General features: G+C 59.9%; 16 protein-coding genes and 3 pseudogenes. 10 read left to right on the top strand and 9 right to left on the bottom strand.

All coding sequences use genetic code 11. The features are described from left to right. The first annotated feature begins 342 nt into the window (after window positions 1–342). From recC to CKW35_RS13665, 6 genes are all read left to right on the top strand, one after another. Entirely contained in the window at window positions 343–3,825 is a 3,483-nt protein-coding gene (gene recC / locus CKW35_RS13690; RefSeq protein ID WP_095116135.1) for an exodeoxyribonuclease V subunit gamma, read from the top strand. Then, window positions 3,822–7,496 (top strand): exodeoxyribonuclease V subunit beta, encoded by a 3,675-nt coding sequence (gene recB, locus CKW35_RS13685; protein ID WP_095116133.1) that lies wholly within the window; start codon window positions 3,822–3,824, stop codon window positions 7,494–7,496. The genes recC and recB overlap by 4 nt, the downstream gene beginning before the upstream one ends. Then, window positions 7,493–9,580 carry an exodeoxyribonuclease V subunit alpha gene (gene recD / locus CKW35_RS13680; RefSeq protein ID WP_016489131.1) on the top strand — a complete coding sequence of 696 codons (2,088 nt, stop codon included), beginning with the start codon at window positions 7,493–7,495 and terminating at the stop codon, window positions 9,578–9,580. Before recB ends, recD begins: the two co-directional genes overlap by 4 nt. A gap of 135 nt (window positions 9,581–9,715) precedes the next feature. After that, on the top strand, window positions 9,716–10,282 hold the full coding sequence (locus CKW35_RS13675) for a YfiR family protein (protein ID WP_016489130.1): 567 nt from the start codon (window positions 9,716–9,718) through the stop codon (window positions 10,280–10,282). After that, window positions 10,279–11,550 carry a diguanylate cyclase domain-containing protein gene (locus CKW35_RS13670; RefSeq protein ID WP_023046901.1) on the top strand — a complete coding sequence of 424 codons (1,272 nt, stop codon included), beginning with the start codon at window positions 10,279–10,281 and terminating at the stop codon, window positions 11,548–11,550. The genes CKW35_RS13675 and CKW35_RS13670 overlap by 4 nt, the downstream gene beginning before the upstream one ends. 4 nt (window positions 11,551–11,554) lie before the next feature. Continuing rightward, entirely contained in the window at window positions 11,555–12,046 is a 492-nt protein-coding gene (locus tag CKW35_RS13665; RefSeq protein ID WP_016489128.1) for an OmpA family protein, read from the top strand. Between the two features lie 142 nt (window positions 12,047–12,188). Here the strand turns inward: CKW35_RS13665 and CKW35_RS13660 are convergent, their stop codons facing one another. Continuing rightward, the gene (locus CKW35_RS13660) at window positions 12,189–13,139 is read right to left on the bottom strand and encodes a LysR family transcriptional regulator (protein WP_023046902.1); all 951 of its coding nucleotides are present in this window, start codon (window positions 13,137–13,139) and stop codon (window positions 12,189–12,191) included. Between the two features lie 132 nt (window positions 13,140–13,271). On the opposite strand from CKW35_RS13660, the gene CKW35_RS13655 reads away from it, so the two are divergent. Together CKW35_RS13655 and mmsB are read left to right on the top strand one after the other, a co-directional pair. Beyond that, window positions 13,272–14,798: a CoA-acylating methylmalonate-semialdehyde dehydrogenase gene (locus CKW35_RS13655; protein WP_016489126.1), complete on the top strand. Its 1,527-nt coding sequence runs from the start codon at window positions 13,272–13,274 to the stop codon at window positions 14,796–14,798. Window positions 14,799–14,807: 9 nt separating this feature from the next. Beyond that, on the top strand, window positions 14,808–15,695 hold the full coding sequence (gene mmsB / locus CKW35_RS13650) for a 3-hydroxyisobutyrate dehydrogenase (RefSeq protein ID WP_016489125.1): 888 nt from the start codon (window positions 14,808–14,810) through the stop codon (window positions 15,693–15,695). Between the two features lie 232 nt (window positions 15,696–15,927). Here mmsB and CKW35_RS13645 read toward each other — a convergent pair. Further along, window positions 15,928–16,071, bottom strand: a pseudogene (locus CKW35_RS13645) (cupin domain-containing protein); the annotation flags it as partial. Window positions 16,072–16,185: 114 nt separating this feature from the next. On the opposite strand from CKW35_RS13645, the gene gmtY reads away from it, so the two are divergent. Next, a complete protein-coding gene (gmtY, locus tag CKW35_RS13640) occupies window positions 16,186–17,547 on the top strand; it encodes a gamma-mobile-trio recombinase GmtY (protein ID WP_080992913.1) in 1,362 nt (453 codons plus the stop codon). Between the two features lie 74 nt (window positions 17,548–17,621). Here gmtY and CKW35_RS28870 read toward each other — a convergent pair. The 4 genes and pseudogenes from CKW35_RS28870 to CKW35_RS13625 all read right to left on the bottom strand — a co-directional run. After that, window positions 17,622–17,771: pseudogene (locus CKW35_RS28870) on the bottom strand (IS3 family transposase); the annotation flags it as partial. Beyond that, window positions 17,772–18,371, bottom strand: coding sequence for a DUF6088 family protein (locus tag CKW35_RS13635; protein WP_080992912.1), 600 nt, complete (start codon window positions 18,369–18,371; stop codon window positions 17,772–17,774). Between the two features lie 58 nt (window positions 18,372–18,429). After that, window positions 18,430–18,696, bottom strand: a complete 267-nt coding sequence (locus CKW35_RS28865) for an antitoxin Xre/MbcA/ParS toxin-binding domain-containing protein (protein ID WP_080992911.1) — start codon at window positions 18,694–18,696, stop codon at window positions 18,430–18,432. Between the two features lie 321 nt (window positions 18,697–19,017). Continuing rightward, the gene (locus CKW35_RS13625) at window positions 19,018–19,305 is read right to left on the bottom strand and encodes a helix-turn-helix domain-containing protein (protein WP_049696551.1); all 288 of its coding nucleotides are present in this window, start codon (window positions 19,303–19,305) and stop codon (window positions 19,018–19,020) included. Between the two features lie 85 nt (window positions 19,306–19,390). Here CKW35_RS13625 and CKW35_RS13620 point away from each other — a divergent pair, with 85 nt between their 5' ends. Then, window positions 19,391–19,843 (top strand): hypothetical protein, encoded by a 453-nt coding sequence (locus tag CKW35_RS13620; protein ID WP_049696550.1) that lies wholly within the window; start codon window positions 19,391–19,393, stop codon window positions 19,841–19,843. Window positions 19,844–20,111: 268 nt separating this feature from the next. Here CKW35_RS13620 and CKW35_RS13615 read toward each other — a convergent pair. From CKW35_RS13615 to CKW35_RS13605, 3 genes and pseudogenes are all read right to left on the bottom strand, one after another. Continuing rightward, window positions 20,112–20,510, bottom strand: a pseudogene (locus CKW35_RS13615) (transposase); the annotation flags it as partial. 170 nt (window positions 20,511–20,680) lie between these two features. Then, a complete protein-coding gene (locus CKW35_RS13610; RefSeq protein WP_095116131.1) occupies window positions 20,681–23,155 on the bottom strand; it encodes a S8 family peptidase in 2,475 nt (824 codons plus the stop codon). Next, entirely contained in the window at window positions 23,119–24,162 is a 1,044-nt protein-coding gene (locus CKW35_RS13605; RefSeq protein WP_049696548.1) for an AAA family ATPase, read from the bottom strand. Before CKW35_RS13605 ends, CKW35_RS13610 begins: the two co-directional genes overlap by 37 nt. Window positions 24,163–24,249 lie beyond the last annotated feature (87 nt).

Here is a 24,249-nt window from a genome sequence, read left to right as displayed (position 1 = left end):
GAAACGATGCATCGCCGATGGTAGTGTGGGGTTTCCCCATGTGAGAGTAGGTCATCGTCAAGATTCATTTCGCAAAACCCCTATCTGCGCATGCAGGTAGGGGTTTTGTCTTTGTGGGCAAAAAAATTCAGCCCTGCCCGGACCCCTGTGGGAGCGGGCTTGTCCCGCGAACACGGGCGAAGCCCGTGCCATTCACCTCGCAGCCTGTTTCGCGGGCACGCCCGCTCCTACAGTGAAAGGGGCAACGCCAGCCAAGCGGGCTCAAAATGATGGCATTCGGCCCTTTCATGTTCGCGTGATATCGTTCCCCCTCAGCCACCAGCGCCTGCCAGAGACCCGCCGATGCCCAACATCACCCACCTCCACCCCGGCTTCATGATCGTCCACGGCAACCGCCTCGACGACCTGCGCAGCCTGGTGGTGAGCTGGATGCGTCGCTACCCCTTGGCGCCGCTGGAAAACGAAATTGCCCTGGTGCAAAGCAATGGCATCGCCCAATGGCTCAAACTCGCGCTGGCTGAAGACCCGCAGGCAGATGACCTGGGCGGCTGCGGCATCGCCGCCGCAATCGATGTGCAACTGCCCGGCAGCTTCATGTGGCAGTTGTACCGAAGCGTGCTGGGCCGTGACGAAATTCCCGAGGTTTCCCTGCTCGACAAGGCCCCGCTGACCTGGCGACTGATGCGCCTGCTGCCGGCCCTGATCGAGCGCCCGCATTTCGAGCCGCTGCGGCGCTTCCTCACCGACGACAGTGACCTACGCAAGCGTTACCAGCTCGCCGAGCGCCTGGCTGACCTGTTCGACCAGTACCAGGTCTACCGTGCCGATTGGCTCAAGGACTGGGCTGCGGGCGAGCACATCCTCAACACCGCCCGCGGCGAGCGCAAAGCGCTGCCCCCGGGCAACCGCTGGCAAGCCGAACTGTGGCGTGCGCTGCTGGAGGATGTTGGCCAAGAGGGGATGGCACAGAGCCGCGCCGGCGTGCATCAACGCTTCGTCGAGCGTATCAACAGCTTGCAGCAGGCACCCGCAGGGCTCCCGCCGCGGGTGATCGTGTTCGGTATCTCTTCGCTGCCTGCCCAGGCCCTGGAGGCATTGGCGGGCCTGGCGCGTTTCAGCCAGGTGCTGCTGTGCGTGCACAACCCCTGCCGCCACCACTGGGCCGATATCGTTGCCGACAAGGATCTGCTGCGCCATCAGTACAAGCGCCAGCAGCGCAAGCAGGGCATGCCCCTGCAACTGGACGACCAGTCGCTGCATCAACATGCCCACCCGTTGCTGGCAGCCTGGGGCAAACAAGGTCGCGACTATATCAACCTGCTCGACAGCTATGACGACCCTGGCAGCTACCAAGGTGTGTTCAGCGATGGCCGCATCGACCTTTTCAGTGACGGTTCGCCCACAACCCTGCTTAACCAACTGCAGGACGACATTCTTGAACTGCGCCCGCTCGCCGAAACCCGCGAGCTGTGGCCGCCAGTCGACACGGCGAAGGACCGCTCTGTTCGATTCCACATTGCCCACAGCCCGCAACGTGAAGTGGAGATCCTGCACGACCAACTGCTGGCCCGCTTCAGCGCCGACCCGACGTTGCGCCCGCGTGACGTGATCGTCATGCTGCCGGCTGTCGACACCTATGCGCCTCATATCCGCGCAGTGTTCGGCCAGTTGCACCGCAATGATCCACGCTACATTCCGTTCACCCTCACTGACCAGGGCCAGCGCGGTCGCGAGCCTTTGCTGATCGCCCTCGAACACCTGCTCAAGTTGCCAGACAGCCGCTTTGCGGTCAGCGAAGTACTTGACCTGCTGGACGTCCCGGCAGTCCGCGCCCGCTTCGGTATCCGCGAAAACGAATTGCCCACGCTGCACCGCTGGATCGAGGGCGCAGGTATCCGTTGGGGCATCAACGCCGAGCAGCGGGCCAGCCTGGGCTTGCCCGCCGGGCTTGAACAGAACAGCTGGCGCTTCGGCCTGCGGCGCATGCTGCTGGGCTATGCCGTGGGGGTGGGCGAAGCCTGTGACGGCATCGAACCCTATGATGAAATCGGTGGCCTGGACGCGACACTGATCGGCCCGCTGGTCGCACTGCTTGATGCGCTCGAAGTGGCCTGCCAGGCCTTGTCCGAGCCTGCGACCGTCAGCGAGTGGGGCGAGCGCCTGCATGCTTTGCTGCAGGTGTTTTTCCTCGCTGAGGGCGAGCGTGACGAGCTCCTGCTGATGCAGCTGCAGGAGCTGCGCGATGGCTGGCTTGAAGTGTGCGAGGCCGTCGGCCTGCAAGACCCGTTGCCGCTCACCGTAGTGCGTGAAGCCTGGCTGTCGGGCCTCGACCAGGGCAAGCTGTCGCAACGCTTCCTCGCCGGCTCGGTGAACTTCTGCACCCTTATGCCTATGCGCGCCATCCCGTTCCGGGTGGTCTGCCTGCTGGGCATGAACGATGGCGATTACCCGCGCGCCCAGCAACCACTGGACTTCGACCTGATGGCCAGCGACTACCGCCCCGGTGACCGCTCACGGCGCGAAGACGATCGTTACCTGTTGCTGGAAGCGCTGCTGTCGGCGCGTGACCAGCTGTACGTCAGCTGGGTCGGGCGCAGTATCCGCGACAACAGCGAGCGACCTGCCTCGGTCCTGGTGGGCCAGTTGCGTGATCACATCGCTGCAGGCTGGCATCTGGTCGGGGCGCAGGAGGGGTCGCCAGCGCAACCGGGCGAGCAACTGCTGCACGCACTGACCCAGGAGCATCCCCTGCAGCCTTTCAGCTCACGCTACTTCCAGAAGGGCAGCCCGTTGTTCAGCTTCGCCCACGAATGGCAGCTGCTGCACCAGCAGGGCGAGGAGGATGAGCAGATTGATACCGGCTTGCCGCCTTACCTTGACGATGAAGCCCTGAGCCTGACCCAGCTCAATGACTTTTTGCGCCACCCGGTGCGGCATTTCTTCAGCCAGCGCTTGAAGGTTTACTTCGAGGCGCTGGAAGCGCCCACTCCGGACGAAGAACCTTTTGTCCTTGATACCCTGCAGCGCTATGGCGCCAGTGAAAGCCTGCTTGGCGCCGCGCTGGCCGAACCGGATAACGCCGAACAGGCCTTGCGGGCCCAGGCCAGGCGCCTTCAGGCCTGTGGTTTGCTGCCGCTGGCCGGTTTCGGCGAGCTGCTGCAAAGCGAGTTGATCGAACCGCTCCCCGACCTGCTGCAACGTCACCAGCAGTTGCTGCAACGCTGGCCGCAGCCGGTCGAGGGCGCCTTGCCGGTGCATTTCAAGCACGGCCAGCACCGCCTCGAAGGCTGGCTGGGGCGGGTCTTTCAGGCGGATGACCAGAGCCTGCTCAGTATCACCACCGTACCCAATACGATCAGCGCAGGGCGCAACAACCTCAAGTGGCACCGCCTGATCGCCCCTTGGGTTACGCACCTGGCGGCCTGTGCGGCGGGCTATTCCTATTACAGTGCCTTGGTAGCCAGCGACCTGACCCTGTTGCTCGCACCGCTGGCGCAACAGCAGGCTGCGCAGCTGTTGGGCGACCTGCTGGTGGCCCGTCAGGCGGCGATGAATGCGCCGTTGCCCGTCGCGGCCAAGGCCGCGTTCGCCTGGCTGGCCGAGGACGATGCGGATAAAGCCCTGGCTGCAGCTGCGCGCGCCTACGAAGGCGATGAACGCACCCGTTTCGGCGAGCGAAGTGAGAGCATTGCCTTGGCCCGCCAGTTCCGCGACTTTGCCGCACTCACCGCTGACGAAACCTTTGAAGGCTGGTGCGAAACCTTGTACCGCCCATTGTTCACCGCCCCTTGGCAGACCCTGGGCAACTCGGAGAAAGGCGCATGACCCAGGACCGTCCCCTGGCACTGAGTTTCCCCCTGCACGGCAGCCAGCTGATCGAGGCCAGCGCTGGCACGGGCAAGACCTTCACCATCTCGGCGCTGTACTTGCGCCTGATCCTCGGTCATGGGGGCGAGCAGGGCTTCGCACGCGAGCTGCTGCCACCGCAAATCCTCGTGGTCACCTTCACTGATGCAGCCACCAAAGAGCTGCGCGAACGCATCCGCGCGCGCCTGGCGGAGGCTGCACGGTTCTTCCGTGGCGAACTGGAAGGCGCCGATCCGCTGTTGCACCAACTGCGTGACGATTACCCGCAAGAGGCTTGGCCACGTTGTGCCGGCCGCCTGGAAATCGCCGTGCAGTGGATGGACGAGGCGGCGGTATCGACCATCCACGGCTGGTGCCAGCGCATGCTGCGTGAGCATGCCTTCGACAGCGGCAGCCTGTTCACCCAGACCCTGGAAACCGACCACAGCGAGTTGCTGGGCCAGGTGATGCGCGATTACTGGCGGCGCTTCTGCTATGGCATGCAAGGTGACGCACTGGCCTGGGTGCGTGACAACTGGGGTAGCCCCGATGCTTTGCTGCCGCGCATTCGCCCACTGTTCGGCCGCGTGCGTGCCCAGCAGGATGGGCCAGAGCCAGCCGCATTGATCCAGGCCTCGCTGCAGCAACGTGGCGAACAGTTGGCCAGGCTGAAAGCACCGTGGGCGCAGTGGGCCGAAGAACTGCGGCAGATCTGCCGCGATGCGCTGGCTGCCAAGCAGGTCGATGGCCGCAAGATGCAAGCCCGTTACTTCGAACCTTGGTTCGACAAGCTCTGCGCCTGGGCCGGGGATGAGCAACGGGTAGAGCTCGACTTGGGCACGGGCTTCACCCGCCTGACCCCGGCGGGCATGGCCGAGGCCTGGAAGGGGGAACCGCCCGAGCACCCGGGCCTGAACGCCATGCAGAGCTTGCAGCAGCAATTGCAGGCCCTGGACAGTCCGGATGCCGCCCTGCTCGAGCACGCGGCCAATTGGGTATTGGCGCGTTTCGAAGTGGAGAAGCGCCGGCGTGCAGAAATGGGCTTCGACGACATGCTCGTGCGCTTGCAGTACGCCCTCGCCAGCGAGGCCGGCGAGCGCCTGGCCAGCCTGATCCGTGAACAGTTCCCGGTAGCCCTGATCGACGAGTTTCAGGATACCGACCCGGTGCAGTACGGCATTTTCGAGCGCATCTACCCTGTCAGCGAAAACCGCGCAGAAACCGGCCTGTTCATGATCGGCGACCCCAAGCAGGCGATCTACGCCTTTCGAGGGGCCGACATCTACACCTACCTTGCTGCCCGGCGCGCCACCAGCGGCCGCCTGCACAGCCTGGACACCAACTACCGGTCCAGCAAGGCCATGGTCGCGGCGGTCAACCAGGTGTTCCTGCAGGCCGAGGCGCGTGAGGCGGGGCGGGGGGCGTTCCTGTTCCGCGAGGCCGATGACAACCCGTTGCCGTTCGTCGAGGTCCGCGCCAAGGGCCGTGGCGAACAGCTGCTGATTGACGGGGTTGCCAGTGCAGCCCTGCACTGCTGGCAGCTGCAAAGCGAAGAACCAGTCTCCAGCAGTGTCTACCGCCAGCAGCTGGCAGCCAGTTGCGCCAGCCATATCGTCGCCTTGCTCAATGGCGGTCAGCAGGGCACGGCGGGCTTCCAGAATGCCGAGGGCGAATTGCGCCCGTGCCTGCCCTCCGACATTGCCATCCTGGTGCGTGACGGGCATGAAGCGCAGATGGTGCGCGCCGAATTGGCCGCACGCGATGTGCGCAGTGTGTACCTGTCAGACAAAGACTCGGTATTCACGGCTCAGGAGGCCCACGATGTGCTGGCCTGGCTCAAGGCCTGCGCCGAGCCAGACTCGGAGCGCCTGCTCAAGGCGGCCCTGGCCAGCCTCACCTTGGGCTTGTCGCTGGTAGCGCTGGACCGCTTGAACCAGGACGAACGGGTCTGGGAAGGCTGGGTCATGCGTTTTCGCCATTATCGCGATACCTGGCAACGCCAAGGCGTGTTGCCCATGCTGCGGCACCTGCTGCATGACTTCGAGCTGCCGCGCACGCTGGTCCGCCGCAGTGATGGCGAGCGTGTCCTGACCAACCTGCTGCACCTGGCCGAGCTGTTGCAGCAGGCGGCGGGTGAGCTGGACGGCGAACAGGCGCTGATCCGCCACCTCGCCGATCATCTGGCCAGTTCCGGGCAGGCCGGTGAAGAGCAGATCCTGCGCCTGGAAAGCGACGAGCAGCTGGTCAAGGTGGTGACCATCCACAAGTCCAAGGGCCTGGAGTATCCCTTGGTCTACCTGCCGTTCATCTGCACCAGCAAGCCGGTGGATGGCAGCCGCCTGCCACTGGCCTGGCATGACAGCGAAGGTAACGCCCACCTCACCCTCACCCCGGACCCGCTACAGATCGAGCGCGCCGATGACGAGCGCCTGGCCGAAGACCTGCGTCTGCTCTACGTAGCCCTGACCCGTGCCCAGCATGCTTGCTGGCTAGGTGTTGCCGACCTCAAGCGCGGTAACCAGAAGACTTCGCAGCTGCACCGCTCGGCTTTTGGCTACCTGCTGGGTGGCGGCCTTGCCCTGGCGGGCTCGGAGCAGCTTGCAGGCTGGTTGCAAGCGTTGGCGTCAACATGCCCGTACATCACCTGCTCGGGCCTGCCGCAGGCTGATGACCGGGTGTATCGCATGCCGCACGCCGAATGTGAGCGTGTGCCCGCACGCAAACCGCGCCGCGCGGCAGCCGAGCATTGGTGGATCGCCTCGTATAGCGCCCTGCGCATCGGCGATCAGACGCTTGTTGCCGACAGCTCGCAGGCACAGCAGTTGCTGGATGACGAAGTGGTCGATGCCCAGATACTGCGAGAGGTACCGGCCGACAGTGGCGATATCCACCGCTTTCCGCGAGGGCCGAACCCTGGCACTTTCCTGCATGGCTTGCTGGAATGGGCCGGCCGGGAGGGCTTCAGCCAGGTCAGCGAAAACCCTCAGCAGATCGAGCGTACCGTGGGCCAGCGCTGTAATCGCCGTGACTGGGCGGGCTGGATTCCCACCCTCAGCCACTGGATGCAACGCCTGCTGGGCGAGACGCTGCCATTGCCGGGCTGTGAAAAGGGCGTGACGCTCGGGCAGTTGCGTCATTACCAGATCGAAATGGAGTTCTGGTTCGCCAGCCACCGGGTCGACACCGAACAACTCGACCGCCTGGTGGCGCGCCACACCCACCCCGGCCTGGCGCGCCCGGCGGCGCAGCCGACCGTGCTCAACGGCATGTTCAAAGGTTTCATCGACCTGGCGTTCGAGCTGGATGGGCGTTACTACGTGACTGACTACAAGTCCAACTGGCTGGGCCCGGATATCCAGGCCTACGACGCCATGGCCATGGAAAAGGCCATTCTCGAGCACCGCTACGACCTGCAGTACGTCTTGTACCTGCTGGCCCTGCACCGCCAGTTGCGCGCTCGCTTGCCGGACTACGATTACGACCGCCATGTTGGCGGTGCATTGTTCATCTTCCTGCGGGGCGCCAGCAGCAGTGGCCACGGTGTGTATCACACCAAGCCACCGCGCGAGCTGATTGAACGCCTTGATGCGCTGTTCCGTGGCGAGCACCCGCCGGCACAGCAAGACCTGTTTGCCGGAGCCGTGATATGAGCCGCGCCAAGAGCCGAAACCTGGTCGACCTGTTGCCCACCCCGTTGCACGCCGAACACCTGCTGGCGCTGGCGCCACAGCATGACAGCGGTGACCTGCTGCAACTGCTCGACCGCTGGGTAGAGCGGGGCTGGCTGCGTGCCCTGGACCGCGCGTTCGTCTCGTTCCTCGAAGAGCGCGCCCCCGGTAGCGACCCCTTGCTATTGCTGGCGGCGGCGCTGGCCAGCCACCAACTGGGCCACGGGCATGTCTGCCTGGACCTGCAACAAACCCTGGCCGAGCCCGATTTTGCATTGTCACTGCCGCCGGAAGGCGACGCCTTGATAGGCCCCTTGCTGCTGCCCTCGCAGTTGCTGGCCGACCTCGGTTTGAAGGACTGGCGCCAACGCATCGCCGCCAGCGCGCTGGTGGCTGCCGGCGATACCCCGGGGCAGCAGGCGCGGCCACTGGTGCTCAGCGGTGAGCGCCTGTACCTGCGCCGCTACTGGCGCTACGAGCGGCGCATCGACCAGATCCTGCGCCAGCGCCTGACCCAGGCCGAGGCGCCGCTGGCCGATCTGTCAGGTCGCCTGTCGCAACTGTTCGAAGGGGGAGCGCCAGCTGGCCAGGTGGACTGGCAGAAGCTTGCCTGTGCGCTGGCAACCCGTGCCGGTTTCAGCATCATCACCGGTGGCCCCGGCACAGGCAAAACCACTACCGTGGTGCGCCTGCTGGCCTTGCTGCAGGGGCCGGCAGTGGAGCAGGGCAGGCCGCTGCGCATCCGCTTGGCCGCGCCGACCGGCAAGGCTGCTGCGCGCCTGACGGAGTCGATTGGCCAGCAAGTCGAGCGCTTGCAGGTCAGCGCCGAAGTACGTGATCAGATCCCCACTGAAGTCAGCACTGTGCACCGTCTGCTCGGCAGCCGCCCCGGCTCGCGGCACTTTCGCCACCATGCAGGCAACCCCTTGCCGCTGGACGTGCTGGTGGTCGATGAAGCGTCGATGATCGACCTGGAAATGATGGCTAACCTGCTCGACGCCCTGCCACCCCGCGCGCGCCTGGTGCTGCTGGGCGACAAGGACCAGCTGGCTTCGGTCGAGGCCGGTGCGGTGCTGGGCGACCTGTGCCGGGATGCCGAGGGGGGCCACTATTCGTCGGCGACCTCTGCGTGGCTGGAACAGATCAGCGGTGAGTCGCTGGCCGCCAGCGGCCTGAAGGCCGGTGATGAGCAGCGCAACCCGCTGGCCCAGCAATTGGTGATGCTGCGCTTCTCACGGCGCTTCGGGGAAGGCAGCGGTATTGGTCAACTGGCGCGGCTGGTCAACTGCCAGGACTCCCATGCGGCGCGCAACCTGCTGGCCACGCCGCCGGCCGATGTGCACAGCCTTGCCCTCAAGCACGAGCAGGACCGGGCTTTCGACCGCCTGCTACTCGACGGCCTGAACCGCGGTGCCGAAGGCCCGCAAGGCTATCGCAGCTACCTGCGCACACTTGGCCGCTACCGGCCTGCACTCGAAACTGCATTTGACGACCCCGCGTGGGAGCAATGGGCGGGCAAGGTGCTGCACAGCTTCGAGGACTTCCAGTTGCTGTGCGCGGTGCGTCGTGGCGCCTGGGGTGTCGAAGGCCTCAACGAACGGGTGGCGCGGGTGCTGCACGCTGCCGGGCTGATCGATAGCCAGCAGCCCTGGTACGAAGGCCGTCCGGTGCTGGTGACCCGCAACGACTACGGGCTGGGGCTGATGAACGGCGACATCGGTATTGCCCTGCGCCTGCCGGACGAGCGTGGTGAGCCGCTGCTGCGGGTGGCCTTCCCGCGTAACGACGGCAGTGGTGGTGTGCGTTTCGTGCTGCCGAGCCGGCTCAATGAAGTGGAAACGGTATTCGCCATGACCGTGCACAAGTCCCAGGGCTCGGAGTTCAGCCACACCGCCCTGGTGCTGCCGGATGCGCTCAACCCGGTGCTGACCAAGGAACTGGTGTACACCGGCATCACCCGGGCCAAGCACTGCTTCAGCCTGGTCGAGCCACGCCAGGGCATTTTCGAAGAAGCGGTGGCGCGCAAGGTGCGGCGTATTTCCGGGTTGATGCTCGAACAGGTGTAAGACCGCGCGGCCCTAGCGCTGGCTTGCCGGCGAAAGGGCCATCAATCCCGATACATGAGGGGCTCCTTCCTACAACGATGCGGCCATGTGCTATCGTTGCGCCGATAGCGGTAAGGACTTTAAGAGATTTCCCACATGAACGTGGCCGCAAGGCGAGTGACAAGCTGTGCGCTTTCGCTACTGCTGGCCGGCCTGTTCTATTGCGCAGACCCTGCCCGGGCAGACCCCGGCACAACCGCCGCCCAGGCGCAGCAACGTGCAAAGGCCGTCACCCAGGTGGTCCTGGGCATCTTCAGTTACGCCCGCTGGCCCGTCGAACCCTCACCCTTGCGTTTGTGCCTGGTCGGCCCGACCGAGTACGCCGATGACCTGATCAAAGGCCATGTTCAGGAGTCCGGGCGCCCGCTGCAGGTGCGGCGCCTGCTGGCAGAAGACACCCAGGTCGCTCAGGCCTGCGATGCCATCTACATCGGCAAACTCGACCAAGGCCAGCGCGACCGGCTGTTCGAGCGCGTCAGCGGCCACCCGGTACTGAGCATCAGCGAAGCGAACGACCCGTGCACGGTTGGTAGCCTGTTCTGCCTGCGGGTCAGCGATCAGCAGGTGGCCTTTGACGTCAACCTCGACTCGGTGGCGCGTTCCGGCGTACGCATCCACCCCAGTGTGCTGCAATTGTCGCGGCGCCGGGCGGTGCAGCCATGAAGCCGACCCGCAAGCATGGCGTGCGCCCAACCCTGCGTTCGGTGCTTGGGCGTGGCCACCTCAGCGTTGCCTTGCTCGCCGTGGGCCTGGCCGGTATTTCACTTACCCTGCTGGGCGTGCTGGCCTTGCGTGTCTATGCCAATCACAACCTGCACCTGATCGCCCGTTCGATCAGCTACACCGTGGAAGCGGCGGTGGTATTCGATGACAGTGCCGCAGCCAATGAATCGCTGGTGCTGATCGCCAGCAAAGAGGAGGTGGCCGAGGCCAAGGTCTTCAACGACGAAGGCGAGCTGCTGGCGCACTGGCAACGGGGCGATACGGGCATGCTCGCCAAGCTTGAAGTGCAGGTTGCCACCGCCTTGCTGGATGAACCGATCAACCTGCCGATCCTGCACCAGCAGCAGCAGGTCGGGCACATCGAACTGGTTGGCCAGGGCCGTAGCCTGTTGCTGTTCCTGCTGAGTGGCTTGGCCGGCATCCTGTTCTGCACAATACTCAGTGCCTTGGCTGCGCAATACCTGTCTCGGCGCCTGCTCAGCGATATCGTCCGCCCGCTGCGTGGCTTGGCCAGCGTCGCCCACGCCGCCCGCCGCGAGCGCAGTTTTGACCGGCGCGTGCCGGAAGCGGGGATTGCAGAACTCAACGAACTGGGCAACGACTTCAATGCCTTGCTCGACGAACTCGAGGTATGGCACAGCCACCTGCAGAACGAAAACCAGACCCTGGCGCACCAGGCCAGTCACGACAGCCTGACCGGCCTGCCCAACCGCGCCTTCTTCGAGGGGCGGCTGAGCCGTAGCGTGCGTAACGCGGCGCGGCAGCAGGAACACCTGGCGCTGCTGTTCCTCGACAGCGACCACTTCAAGCAGATCAACGACACGCTCGGCCATGCCGTGGGCGACGAAGTGCTGATCAGCGTGGCCGACCGCGTGCGGGCCCAGCTGCGCGAACACGACCTGGTGGCACGCTTGGGCGGTGATGAGTTCGCGGTGCTGCTGACGCCTTTGCAGTCGCGCGAGGACGCCGAGCACATTGCCGAAAAGATCATTGCCAGCATGCAGCTGCCCGTGCAGTTGGACAGTGGCCGCAGTATCGCCACCTCACTGAGTGTCGGTATTGCCTATTACCCGGATGACGGCGCTGACCCCGCCAGTCTTCTCAATGCCGCCGATGCGGCGATGTACCAGGCCAAGCGCAAGCGCCGTGGCCATTGGCAAGTGGCGCAGACGGAACGGTCCGCCAGTGAAATCAAGAACAGGAGTTGAACACGTGATACACGCTTTACGCTTTTCCCTTTGGACCTTGTTACTCGCCGTGCTGGCGCTGACCGGTTGCCAGAGCGCACCCCCCAAGGGCCTTACCCCAGAACAGATTGCCGTACTCAAGCGCGAAGGGTTTACCCCGACCGATGAAGGCTGGGCTTACGACTTGTCTGGCAAGGTGCTGTTCGGCAGCGATCTGGACGGCCTCAACGGCCAGAGCCAGGCGATTGTCGAACGCATTGGCAAGGCGTTGCTTGGCGTTGGCATCCAGGGCGTACGGGTGGATGGCCATGCCGATTCGTCGGGCAAAGCGGCGTACAACCAGCAGCTGTCCGAGCGCCGCGCGCAGAGCGTGACCAGGGCGCTGGTCGGGGTTGGCATGCAGGCGCAGAACATCCAGAGCCGCGGCCTGGGCAGCACACAACCGGTGGCGGACAACCGTACCAGTGCGGGGCGCACCGAGAACCGTCGGGTGTCGATCGTGGTGGCGTCCTACTGACCGCTGTCCGCTGAGCTATCACACTTCTCTGTATGAGCAGCCTTGTGCTGCGAAGAGGCCAGACCAGGCACAGCAGCCGTATTGCCATGACTGGCCCCTTCGCAGCACAAGGCTGCTCCTACAAAGGCGCTACGCAGCACCATCACTCCTGGGCAAAGCGCATCTCGCGAGTTTCGCCCATCAACAACGGTGCATTCGCCTCGGTCACCCCACGGATGTAATCCCACAGCAGGGTAATGCGCTTCAATTTGCGCAAATCCTCCCGGCAGTACATCCAGAACTGCCGCGTCACCTCGATCTCCTCGGGCAGCACCGTCACCAGTCGCGGGTCTTGCGCCGCAAGGAAGCACGGCAGTATCGCCAGCCCACGCCCCTGCAACGCGGCGGTGTACTGCGCAATCACACTGGTACTGCGCAAGTGTGCGCTGGCGCCGGGAATCAGGTTGGCCAGGTACAAAAGCTCCGAACTGAACGCCAGGTCATCCACGTAACTGATGAACGGGTGTTTGGCCAAGTCCGCTACCTGGCGGATCGGTGCATGGCTGTCCAGGTAGTCCTGGGTCGCATACAGCCGCAAGCGGTAGTCGCACAGCTTGCAGCACACATAAGGCCCATGCTCCGGTCGCTCCAGGGCAATTACGATGTCCGCCTCACGCTTGGACAGGCTGATGAAGTGCGGCAGCGGCAGGATATCCACAGAAATCGCCGGGTAGGCATCGACGAAGTGGCTTAGCTGCGGGGTAACGAAAAAGCTGCCGAAGCCTTCGGTGCAGCCCATGCGTACATGCCCCGACAATGCCACGCCCGACCCGGACACCTGCTCGCACGCCATGTGCAGCGTGCTTTCGATCGATTCGGCATAACCGAGCAAGCGCTGCCCCTCGGCGGTAAGGACAAAGCCGTTGGTCCGCGACTTTTCAAACAACAGCGTGCCCAACGCCCCCTCCAGCGAGCTGATGCGCCGCGACACCGTGGTGTAGTCCACGCTCAGGCGTTTGGCAGCGCTGCTGGCCTTGCGGGTGCGCGCCACTTCGAGGAAAAACTTCAGGTCGTCCCAGTTGAGCGCGCTCAGGGATGTGAGGTCTTTTTGCATGATGATCCGGTTTTTTTGTGCGTTCTTGTTGGATGTTTGCACATCTATACTCGAAACAAGCCTCAGGACGCCACCTCGCGTTTGCTTGGCGCTGGCGATCTCGTCCCGACAATAATTCCAAGGAGAACGCAGATGAACGCACCGCAATCCCCAAACCAGGCCAAGGTAGAGCAGGTGAAGCTGCTGATCGACGGCCAGTGGGTCGAGTCAAAGACCACCGAATGGCGCGACATCGTCAACCCGGCCACCCAAGAGGTGCTGGCGCGGGTGCCGTTCGCCACCGTCGAGGAAGTCGACGCTGCCGTGGCCGCTGCCCACCGCGCCTTCCAGACTTGGCGAAACACCCCGATCGGCGCGCGCATGCGCATCATGCTCAAGCTGCAGGCGCTGATCCGCGAACACACCAAACGCATTGCCCAGGTGCTCAGCGCCGAGCAGGGCAAAACCCTGGCCGACGCTGAAGGCGATATTTTCCGCGGCCTGGAAGTGGTCGAACACGCCGCGTCCATTGGCACCCTGCAAATGGGCGAATTTGCCGAGAACGTCGCCGGCGGTGTCGATACCTACACCCTGCGCCAGCCAATCGGCGTATGCGCCGGTATCACCCCGTTCAACTTCCCGGCCATGATCCCGCTGTGGATGTTCCCCATGGCCATCGTGTGTGGCAACACCTTCGTGCTCAAACCGTCCGAGCAAGATCCGCTGTCGACCATGCTGCTGGTCGAGCTGGCGCTGGAAGCCGGCGTACCGGCCGGCGTGCTCAACGTGGTGCATGGCGGTAAGCAAGTGGTGGATGCCATCTGCACTCACCCGGATATCAAGGCCATTTCGTTCGTCGGCTCTACTGAAGTCGGCACCCACGTGTACAACCTCGGCAGCCAGCACGGCAAGCGCGTGCAGTCGATGATGGGTGCCAAGAACCACGCAGTGGTGCTGCCCGATGCCAACCGCACGCAAACCATCAACGCCCTGGTCGGTGCCGCCTTCGGCGCGGCGGGCCAACGCTGCATGGCCACCTCGGTGGCGGTGCTGGTGGGCAAGGCCCGTGAGTGGCTGCCCGACATCAAGGAAGCGGCAAGCAAACTGAAGGTCAATGCCGGCTGCGAACCGGGCACCGACGTTGGCCCGGTGGTTTCCAAACGCGCCAAGGAGCGTGTGCTGGGCCTGATCGAAAGCGGCATCAAGGAAGGCGCCAAGCTGGAACTCGACGGCCGCGAGGTCACGGTGCCCGGTTACGAGCAGGGCAACTTCGTTGGCCCAACCCTGTTCTCGGGCGTGAAGACCGACATGCAGGTCTATACCCAGGAAATCTTCGGCCCGGTACTGGTTACCCTGGAGGTCGATACCCTCGACGAGGCCATCGCCCTGGTCAACGCCAACCCGTTCGGTAATGGCACCGGGCTGTTCACCCAGAGCGGCGCGGCAGCGCGCAAGTTCCAGAGCGAAATTGATATCGGCCAGGTCGGCATCAACATCCCGATCCCGGTACCGGTACCGTTCTTCAGCTTCACCGGCTCCCGCGGCTCCAAGCTCGGCGACCTCGGCCCGTACGGCAAGCAAGTGGTGCAGTTCTACACTCAGACCAAGACCGTCACCGCTCGCTGGTTCGATGACGACAGCGTCAATGACGGTGTGAACACCACCATCAGCCTGCGCTAAGGAGAAGTCATGCGTATTGCATTCATTGGTCTGGGCAATATGGGTGCGCCCATGGCCCGCAACCTGATCAAGGCCGGGCATCAACTGAACCTGTTCGACCTCAACAAGGCCGTGCTGGCCGAGCTGGCAGAGCTGGGTGGGCAGATCAGCCCATCACCCAAGGACGCGGCAGCCAACAGCGAGCTGGTGATCACCATGCTGCCGGCTGCTGCCCATGTACGCAGCGTGTACCTGAACGAAGATGGCGTGCTGGCCGGTATTCGTGCCGGTACGCCTACCGTGGACTGCAGCACCATCGACCCGCAAACCGCCCGTGATGTGTCCAAGGCGGCAGCGGCCAAAGGCGTAGACATGGGCGACGCGCCGGTGTCCGGTGGCACTGGCGGCGCGGCGGCCGGCACCCTTACCTTCATGGTAGGCGCCAGTGCCGAGCTGTTCGCCACGCTCAAGCCGGTACTGGAGCAGATGGGCCGCAACATCGTGCACTGCGGTGAAGTCGGCACCGGGCAGATCGCCAAAATCTGCAACAACCTGCTGCTGGGCATCTCGATGGTCGGTGTGTCCGAGGCCATGGCCCTGGGCAACGCGCTGGGCATCGATACCAAGGTGCTGGCCGGCATCATCAACAGTTCGACCGGGCGTTGCTGGAGTTCGGACACCTACAACCCGTGGCCGGGCATTATCGAAACGGCGCCGGCATCGCGTGGTTATACCGGTGGCTTTGGCGCCGAACTGATGCTCAAGGATTTGGGGCTGGCCACTGAAGCGGCACGCCAGGCTCACCAACCGGTGATCCTGGGTGCTGTGGCCCAGCAGCTGTACCAGGCCATGAGCCTGCGTGGCGAGGGTGGCAAGGACTTCTCGGCCATCGTCGAGGGTTATCGCAAGAAAGATTGACGCAAGAGGTGGGCTTCATCGCGGGCCAGGCGGCCTTCCCTCTGTAACTGCGCACCAGAGGGAAGGGCACCTGCCCCGCGATTTTTTTTGCCCGTATTTCAGGCTAGAGATGGTTGTAGGAGCAGCCTTGTGCTGCGAAGAGGCCAGCCAAGACAACACAACTGCTGTGTCTGAACTGGCCTCTTCGCAGCACAAGACTGCTCCTACACAGGGCTATGTGTAGCTTCAGGGATCAGGCGAAGACAAAATACTTGCGCACGGTCTCGACCACTTCCCAGGTGCCTTTCATACCTGGTTCGATCACGAACACGTCGCCGGCCTTCAGGTGCTTCGGCTCTTCGCCTTCCGGGGTGATGATGCAGTAGCCATCGAGGAAGGTTAACCCAAGCTATAGTCCCAAAAAAATTTGGCCTACCTCTCTGCTGGACCGAGCTCAGCTATGCTGTGAAAACGAAAGTCGCCAACTGCATTGATCTCCGGAGTCAGCAAAATGCCTGTTTTCTTCGAACGATCCCATCGTGAGTACAGAGTGCTGAGATTGGATGCAACTGGTTTTCGACCGGTGTTGCCTGTAATCATTACAGACGAAGGGATACTTAAGGATTTTGCTCACTATATGTACTTGAATGGGCGTAAGAGCAGGTCATGGCAAGATAGTGCGACCTTTGCTGTGCAGCTGTTGTTGGAATATGTAGAAGCTAATCATCAGTTTTTTGATTCTCCCCAAATGCTGTTTAGATCGTTTTCCAATTCACTGTATAGTGGTACCGTGGAGCGGGGGTGCGATCCGTCTGAGTTGTGGTGGGAGCCAAGACAGCCAGATGATGCCTCCAAGATTATTTCCGCGATTACTCAATTTTCAGACTGGCTGGCTGCGCTAAATGAAGATTCTGGACTGGTTTTAAATACTTGGCGCAAAGCGAATCGTGCTGAGGAAAAACTTAATTGGGCAGCTTACGTCCATCGGAAGAATAATGCTTTTCTTTCGCATCTTTGGATAAAGCCACCTGATTTTTCAATGAGTAGGGAGGTCAGGTCTACTTCAATGATAGGCTTTGATCTAGAGCCTGCAAAAGATTTTCCCGAAGAATCGATTGATGCCTTTCTTGCGCAGGGGTTCAAGCTTCGGAAAAATGTATACAGTATTAGAGATATCTTAATCACTATGCTCATGCATTATGGCGGGCTAAGGTTATCTGAGGCGTTGAGCTTGTGGTGCGATGATGTCACAGTTGAGAAAGGTGAAGTTGTCGTTCGAATTTATCATCCTCAACTCGGATTAGCGCCTGGAAAAAAACGGATGAAGCGTCAAGCATTTCTGCGTGACAAGTATGGGCTGATTCCTAGAAATCTACTGGTCAAATCGCAGGATTCTTTGTTTTTGGGTGCGAAGGGTAGGGCGTTTACTGATCGTCAGCGCATGAGTTTTGAAGTTTTCTTTCATCCCGCATTCAAGGCAGAAGTATTTGCGCAGTTGTGGAGTGAATATCATTGCATGCACAGAGTGAAACCTGCATTAGGTCAAGAGCATCCTTATGCATTCACTAACAAGCTTGGGCAGCCGTATTCACATACCGCCTACAGGAAAGCACATAGAGCGGCTGTAAAGCGCATTGGGTTGATCAGTGAGAAAATGTTAGGTACTACCCCTCATGGACACAGGCATTCCTATGGGCAGCGACTTGCCGCAGACGGAGCCACGGATCTTACGATTAAGTCAGCTATGCATCACTCGTCTATTGAATCAAGTGGAGTATATACTCAGCCAAAATCAACGCAGGTTCGCGCAACTCTGGCTGCTCTTGAATCGAAAATGGCATACAAGTATCTCGATGCAGATAGTGGCGATTAAGGTATGCGGAGTCTACTGGAGTAATTTAGGTTAGAGTCGCCACTGGTTTCCTCGGTGCTCTCTAAGTTCATGATCTAGCGTTTCTCGTGCTCTACTGGCAACAGTTGCATAATATATGCCGCACCGGCGTTTATGAGTATCTCCATGTAATCGAAAATACAACTCCGGCCTTCGTAATGCGTTGCGTAGATTTTTCGTCGGATTCGCTCCCGGTTCAGAATTTTTCAGTTCACATTTCGAGCGTAGTTGGCCAGTGCTGAGCGCATCCACTTAGGCATTTTGCATTCCATGAGCCTTTTGAACTCTTCAGCGCTGAGCGAGCTGACAATCTTGCTCGCGACCTGCTCATCCACCCCATTTTCTCCGAGATACCAAAAAGCGGTCAGGGCCGTCCCTATTGGCGTTCCAGCTTGCTGGAGTCGTTGGCGAGACGCATGGCGCAGCCTAACAACCGCGTTACCGATCTTGATCTCACGTGTCGTCCCGCTGGTGTAGTAAGTAGGCAGGACCTGCATCTGAACACTCAGCCCCAGTCGACGAACAGCTTCTGCACCATGGATCTGGATAGTCTCGCCTCTTGCCCTAGCGACGGCTTCCAATACAGAAAGCGGGTTGGCTCGAACCCTTTTACCCGTGTATTGGCTGTGCTTGGGACGCATGTAAACGCCGCGGGCAACGCGCTCCAGGGAACCCCTGAGCACCATTCGAGAAAGAGCTTTGTTTACCGCGGAGCGAGAGCCGGCTCGCTCGAATACGGCTCTAACAAAGGGCCTTCCCTTAGGCATACGCTTGATTCGGTTCGATATAGACTCTGCGATAGACACAGCTAAACCTATGTCAGACGAGTAGTGGACAGGTCCTCTGGCATGGAACCTTGCGGCGTTAAGCGTAGACGCCGTGTTCAATTCGTTCTAGAAGTGTCACCACTTGCTGATAGCCCGATCGACTTATCAGGATGATGCAAGGTACCTGATGACTTAGCCCGATCGCTGGTTTGTATAGCCATTGCGCGGCGAGCACTCGACTGCCAAGCACTCGCGTCGCCAGGTGCAAGATTTGCTCGCACCTTCCTTTGTAGCATCGGTGGACGATGCTCCAGCATCCCAGCGGTGAACTGGGGCAAAGCGCTAGTATCTGAGGATCGTTCATTTGCACACCTCAAATGTGAAAGCGTATCTCTCAACCGGCTAGTCGGCCAACGGGTTCCATTCTCTTGCCGGCTTGTGCGGCTATATCGAGGAACCTTCCTCGCGTCTGTGCCCGCCCTCGCAGAAGCTCTTGGGCGCTGCCTTCCTGTTCCGACTTGATACGCCACTTCTCAGTCTTTACCTTCCGCCGGCCTTTCAATGTCTCTCCTTTCCCTCATAGGTAGGGCCCAGGCGCAACCCAGCCAATGGGTCAGGAAGCGCAGAATTTGGTTGCATCAGACAGGACATCTCAGCCCATGCTGAAGGGTGCAGATGCCCATCCTCATCGGTCCGATGGCGTCACGCTGAGCTCCTCACGAACGCGCTGAATGATTGAATCCAGAGTGGCATCCTTGTCCATAAAAAGGTAGCACTGGGTCAAGATCGTCAAAGGATGGACATTCATGGCAGAGGCGAGCCCATGCACCATTTCGAGGGTAGGGCCTTTTCCTCCGGCTTCCAGTTGGCTGAGGTAGGTTTGGCTGCTGTGGCCACCGAAATCTTCTTGGTTAAGGTTGCGGGATTTTCTGAGCTGCCTCATTGCTTTCCCAAATGCCTGTTTCAGTTCCATTTTTTCATTCCTACAAAAGGAATGATGAAGCCGTCTTGAACGTCGGACATCCATTAACTATTGTTAATATTTTGAGGATTTTTCGATGTTCAAGACCTACAGGCACGCTGAACTCAGCTCAGCCGACATTTTCGGAGAACCTTCCAGTCGCCGCTGGAAATTTATTGAGCTGGAGCTGCACTACCCATGGTTTTACGTGGAGCTCGTGCGCGATTATGGTGATGACATCGTGGGCAGCATGCTGATGATCCCTACGGTACCGATACTTAAACAGATGCTTTCGGAGCTTGATGACTGCTCATGGATCGCGCAGGCACATCTGATGTCTCCTGGCCACATGAGAGGTGGGAAAGACTGGGTGATGGAACCGCTTCAGGAAGTGAGCATTGCTGAAGACGCCTCAGGGACGGAAGAGGGCTATATCTATAAGGTAGTAGGCGGGGCCTGCTACAGCATTCATCACTCGCCTCATCGAGAGAACCTCAAGGTCACAGAGATTATTTTTTCGGCTGATCGCGATCTGCGCGTGGGTGGATGAGTTAAGGGGCGTGCATTTTATTTGTCGTTACGATTCTTACGACTGCTTTGAAGGCAAAGCGAGTGCTTTAGCGTCATTCCCCTAGCTAAGAGTATATGGTACCTCTAAGCAGTATCATCATAACGGAGACGAGTTTCTGTATTTTTCGTCCTCACTCTTTGATCTCCTGTCGCTAAGCTACGGAGGTTTTCGCTCAGCAGTCAACTGGTTGCGTGAATCGCCCATGGGCTTTGGCCGTGGCTGACCCAATGGGCACCAGGTCGCGCTAGGCCAACATCCAGTTATGCATTGTTTTGAGGATCGGCGTCGCCATTTCCTGACGTATTCGCCCGCGATCCTCATCACTCATGTCACGCGCTTGGCGCTCGACCTCTTACAAGTCGCTGATCGAGTACAGCGCTTGTTCGGCCAGCTGACTTTTGTTAGCTACGTGCAGATCGAAAAACTTGCGACGTGCATGAGCCATGCAGCCGGTTTCAGCGATGCCTTGCTCAAAACCAGCTTTGTAACCAGCGAAATCATCGCAAACCAGCTTGCCGTTCCAGTCGCCCAGGAAATTGCGTGCATGTTCACCGGCACGGCTTGGGCTGAAGTCGTACACCACGACTTTGAGCGCCGAAAACGGTGTCGTGCTGTAGGCCCAGGCCCAAGCGTAGGCCCTGTAGGTTCACAAAAAAGGTGACATTAGGTGTTCAGTAAACTGGGAAAAACTGCCACTTCCTCTGTGAATCGGCCATGCGAAATTCACAAAATAACTGATAATCGCCTACCGCTCTCTCAGAAAAATTGACCTTATCTCTATTGTGAGGCGGGAGCAGTGAGTCGCTTCAACGATCTTTACACCAGGATTGCTAGCTTGTTTTCGACCGCGGTATACAGATCGACCTCCGCCTCCGGGGTTTTGATAGAGATGATCAGACTGTAACGAGCGGGGAGCGCGTACCGGTTGAGATTAGGCCGGGTTCTCCACCAACCCATTCCAGGAAACACAGCCAGCAAGCCACGGCTTGCGAGATCAGCAGCAGTGCCTTTCCAAATGTCTTGGTGAATGGACCCTTTGTGCCTGTATTGGCCCCCGAGGAGCCAGTCGGGATCCTTCGGCGCCATCCCTTCATTCACTTGCTCAGCAGCCGCATTTACGCGCCCCACAAAATCATCAGGACCTTCCAAAGGCCGCTTAACATCGAATCGTAGGCGGTGCGATGGGTAGTGATATTTGGACGCGGAGCCGCGAGCAGAGGGATTCGGCTCGACGAAATACGAAAGGGTGACCTTCATCTCCACCTCAGCACCTTGTAGAGCTTCAAGCTCGTCCTTTGGCCACGGGATGTTGTGGAGGTTCATCTCCTTCGTATCGATCTTCCCCTTACCTTTCTTATAAGGATAGAGCTGATCTTCCACCACCAAAGTCAGAGAGTTGCTCGCACTCCAAAGAGCACGCTCAAGACTCGGCTCTCCCCAGCCGGCATGTCGAATGAGGTTTACGTAGTCCGATTTCACTGGGCGAGCAGGAAGATAAGCGTCGCGCATAGCTTCCGACCAATCCGCTGAGTGAACAATCAGGGCGCGGACTGTCTCTGGACGCAAGGTCGGATACTGAACCAGAATTTGGGCCGCCATACGAGAGCACAATGCCGACGCTGCGCTCGTAGCGTTAAAGGTACAGAATCGTCTTGCCTCGAACTCATTCTTGGCGGTGAGCAAATTAAGGCTCGCCATCCCGGCTGCGCCATATCGGTCCTTGGCAGCATTGCCCCCCTCAAAAACCACGTCCGGTTTCAATGGCCAGGCACTTTCCCACGTAGCAGAGGTTGTGGTGAAGGGGCTGAGCCCACCCTCTTGCGCTATTGGTTCATAGGCAGTGGGTCTCGTGTCCATTTTACGGGTACAGGCACCCACTGTCAGAGCGTTCCAAGCCTGCCCCGGATCATGGATCAGGTTGGTGCTCAAGCTCGCGGGATAAAGCATCCAAGCGTTGATGTCGCGAATGTTCCCGGCCGATTGGATAAACAGCCTGGGGAACTCACCTTCGTTATCGGCATCCGCAGCCAGGCTATCCAGCTTTGAAGACCAGGAGGATGGGCGACCGCGGTCACGATAGTCCTCGGCGCTAACTGCTGAATTAAAGACCCTGGATCGATCCGCGTGGCTAATTTCTGGTCGCGCCACCCCTTCAGCAAAAAGAGATGCATGAAGCAGTGCGTTCCCCTCGTTCGCCCCATGGCTTGGAAGAAGCTTCACCGACTCAAGCCGATGATGAATGCTCACACGTTCAAGTGATGATAGGCAGTCGGTAAGATCGCCATAGGCTGCGAGGGCTGCCATGCCGGTGCCGTGGTTCTCCTCATCGTGCTTACCCCACTGAGGGTTAACGGTGTGAGTATCCTCTTCCTCGATCAGTCGACTGAGCAAGGGGTGGGCGCGATTGACACCAGAATCCAGCAAACAAATCCTGGGAGCGTGACGATTGACTGCTGGGAAATCAGTTCTCGCAACCAATTCATCCAGCCATTCGATTTGCTCTTCATTGGCCAAGTCATCGAAGCTGTCTGCGGTTTCTTTGGCTCGACGAAGCTCAGCGACACAGTTGAGCCCCATCACCGATTGCGAGAATTGGCGCTGGGAACCTTTCATCAGCACCACAGTTCGTTCGGGAAAATCAGCTCGTGCTTCGCTGACTACGCATCCACTACCTTCGACGATCTTAGTGAAATCGTTAATAACGGCCTGGCGCGTACCTCGTACCGGAAGCCACACCTCCCACCAAAACTCTTTTGATTTGTCGTCCGGCAGCAAATCTGGATCGTCTGTCCATAACGCTTCCAACTCGGCGTTGCGAATCGATTCGATCGTGTTGACTAGGTTACGGTGGTCTCGGGGATTACCATTCTTGTCCTTCTTCTCCTGAAGGTACTCCGTAACGATCCTCTCAAAGTGGTCAAGCTTGCCATCGGGGACGAAGACGTTGGCAATGGTCTGGTCTCCCTCTTGGCGTACGCTGAGGAGTTCGATTTTCTTGCGCTCATCACCAAGGCTTTGGAAAGCCATTTCCACATCGGGCTGACCGACGAACTGGATTTGCAAGCCCAAGCCGCTTTCAACATCTATCCCCTGTTGAAAGTTCTTAGCTGCTTCGGCCATTGGCTTCAATGCGTGCAGTTGATGCTGAAGTGACGCACCATGCTGCTGCCTTGGCAAATCTGGGATCTGCGGTTTTACGCCACCCTTAGAGGCATGTGCCGTGAAATCTCTCGGCTTAGAATTTTTTGGCAGTATTAAGTGTTCACGCTTTGCGTTTCTTTTGTCCGGCATGGCTCGCTGCTACGTTGTTTTGCCAATTTCTGGCTGAGCAGTTGGCGGTCCATCAATGCCTTGCCCAGCGTCTGTCCTTTGACGCGTTCTTCATCGTGCATAACGGCATCTTTGATAGCGTCATCCACCGCCCGCCGGATTTCGGCATAGCTCAAACCTGCAGCCTTTTCCCCAATGGCCTTGGTTGAAAAAGGTTTAGGCGCGAAATGTCCAAGCCGCGAACGAATAAGACTCGATGCTTGTTCAGCAGTCGGTAAGTGATACTCGATGACGTCATCGAAACGACGAAATAAGGCGTAGTCAAGGATCTCGGGGTGATTAGTCGCGGCAATGATTAGGCTATTTGACTGGTCTTCTTCGATCATCATCAAAAAGCTATTGAGTACCCGGCGTATCTCGCCAACATCGTTTGGCATTCCACGCTGGGAACCAATTGCGTCGAACTCATCAAAAAAATAGACACCACGGACTTCAGCTATGGCATCAAAAACCTGCCTCAGCTTCGCCGCAGTTTCACCCATAAACTTGGTAATAAGCGTGTCCAAACGGACAAGAAAGAGCGGTACCCCGAGCTCACCAGCAAGAGCGGATGCAGTCATGGATTTACCCGTTCCTGGGGGGCCTACCAACAGCACCTTCCTGCGAGGAGAAAGCCCATGCTCTCGTAGACGAGAAAACATTCGTTGCTCTTTCAGCACTCGTTGCAACTGAGCTGATGCTGCGTCGTCGAGAACCATTTCAACGAAACGATCTTTTGGGTAGGTAACGCTCAGCAAGCCCGCCATTTCGCCGCGAGGCTTGGCAAGGGGTGTGGGGCTATTGCGTCGACCTTCAAGACTCACGCTGCTTTTAGCAGCATCGATCATGTCGCGCAGATCGGTCGCGAGCTTGCCATGGCCCGATTTAGCTTCGCGTGCGGCAACCTGCATCGCTACGGAATAGAACTGACTGTCATCCCGTTCGATGTGAGATTTCACGAGCGCTTTGAGCTGTTCGGCGCTGGCCATTTCTGTTACCTGATCTCTGCAAAAAAATGCCCAATCCGTGGCTATGGCGACGACGCGGTGCTCAGGATAGGAGGGACTCAATGACTC

Source organism: Pseudomonas sp. Irchel 3F3 (assembly GCF_900187545.1).
Taxonomy (GTDB): domain Bacteria; phylum Pseudomonadota; class Gammaproteobacteria; order Pseudomonadales; family Pseudomonadaceae; genus Aquipseudomonas; species Aquipseudomonas fortuita.
Note: the sequence above shows the minus strand (reverse complement) of the source record. Positions and strands in the feature narration are given on the sequence as shown.

Excerpts from the sequence above, each read along its gene's own strand:
- recD (WP_016489131.1), top strand. The coding sequence starts at position 7,493 with ATGAGCCGCGCCAAGAGCCGAAACCTGGTCGACCTGTTGCCCACCCCG.
- CKW35_RS13620 (WP_049696550.1), top strand. The coding sequence starts at position 19,391 with ATGTTCAAGACCTACAGGCACGCTGAACTCAGCTCAGCCGACATTTTC.
- gmtY (WP_080992913.1), top strand. The coding sequence starts at position 16,186 with ATGCCTGTTTTCTTCGAACGATCCCATCGTGAGTACAGAGTGCTGAGA.
- CKW35_RS13610 (WP_095116131.1), bottom strand. The coding sequence starts at position 23,155 with ATGCCGGACAAAAGAAACGCAAAGCGTGAACACTTAATACTGCCAAAA.
- CKW35_RS13660 (WP_023046902.1), bottom strand. The coding sequence starts at position 13,139 with ATGCAAAAAGACCTCACATCCCTGAGCGCGCTCAACTGGGACGACCTG.
- mmsB (WP_016489125.1), top strand. The coding sequence starts at position 14,808 with ATGCGTATTGCATTCATTGGTCTGGGCAATATGGGTGCGCCCATGGCC.
- CKW35_RS13625 (WP_049696551.1), bottom strand. The coding sequence starts at position 19,305 with ATGGAACTGAAACAGGCATTTGGGAAAGCAATGAGGCAGCTCAGAAAA.
- CKW35_RS13675 (WP_016489130.1), top strand. The coding sequence starts at position 9,716 with ATGAACGTGGCCGCAAGGCGAGTGACAAGCTGTGCGCTTTCGCTACTG.
- CKW35_RS13670 (WP_023046901.1), top strand. The coding sequence starts at position 10,279 with ATGAAGCCGACCCGCAAGCATGGCGTGCGCCCAACCCTGCGTTCGGTG.
- CKW35_RS13655 (WP_016489126.1), top strand. The coding sequence starts at position 13,272 with ATGAACGCACCGCAATCCCCAAACCAGGCCAAGGTAGAGCAGGTGAAG.
- recC (WP_095116135.1), top strand. The coding sequence starts at position 343 with ATGCCCAACATCACCCACCTCCACCCCGGCTTCATGATCGTCCACGGC.
- CKW35_RS28865 (WP_080992911.1), bottom strand. The coding sequence starts at position 18,696 with ATGAACGATCCTCAGATACTAGCGCTTTGCCCCAGTTCACCGCTGGGA.
- CKW35_RS13605 (WP_049696548.1), bottom strand. The coding sequence starts at position 24,162 with ATGGCCAGCGCCGAACAGCTCAAAGCGCTCGTGAAATCTCACATCGAA.
- recB (WP_095116133.1), top strand. The coding sequence starts at position 3,822 with ATGACCCAGGACCGTCCCCTGGCACTGAGTTTCCCCCTGCACGGCAGC.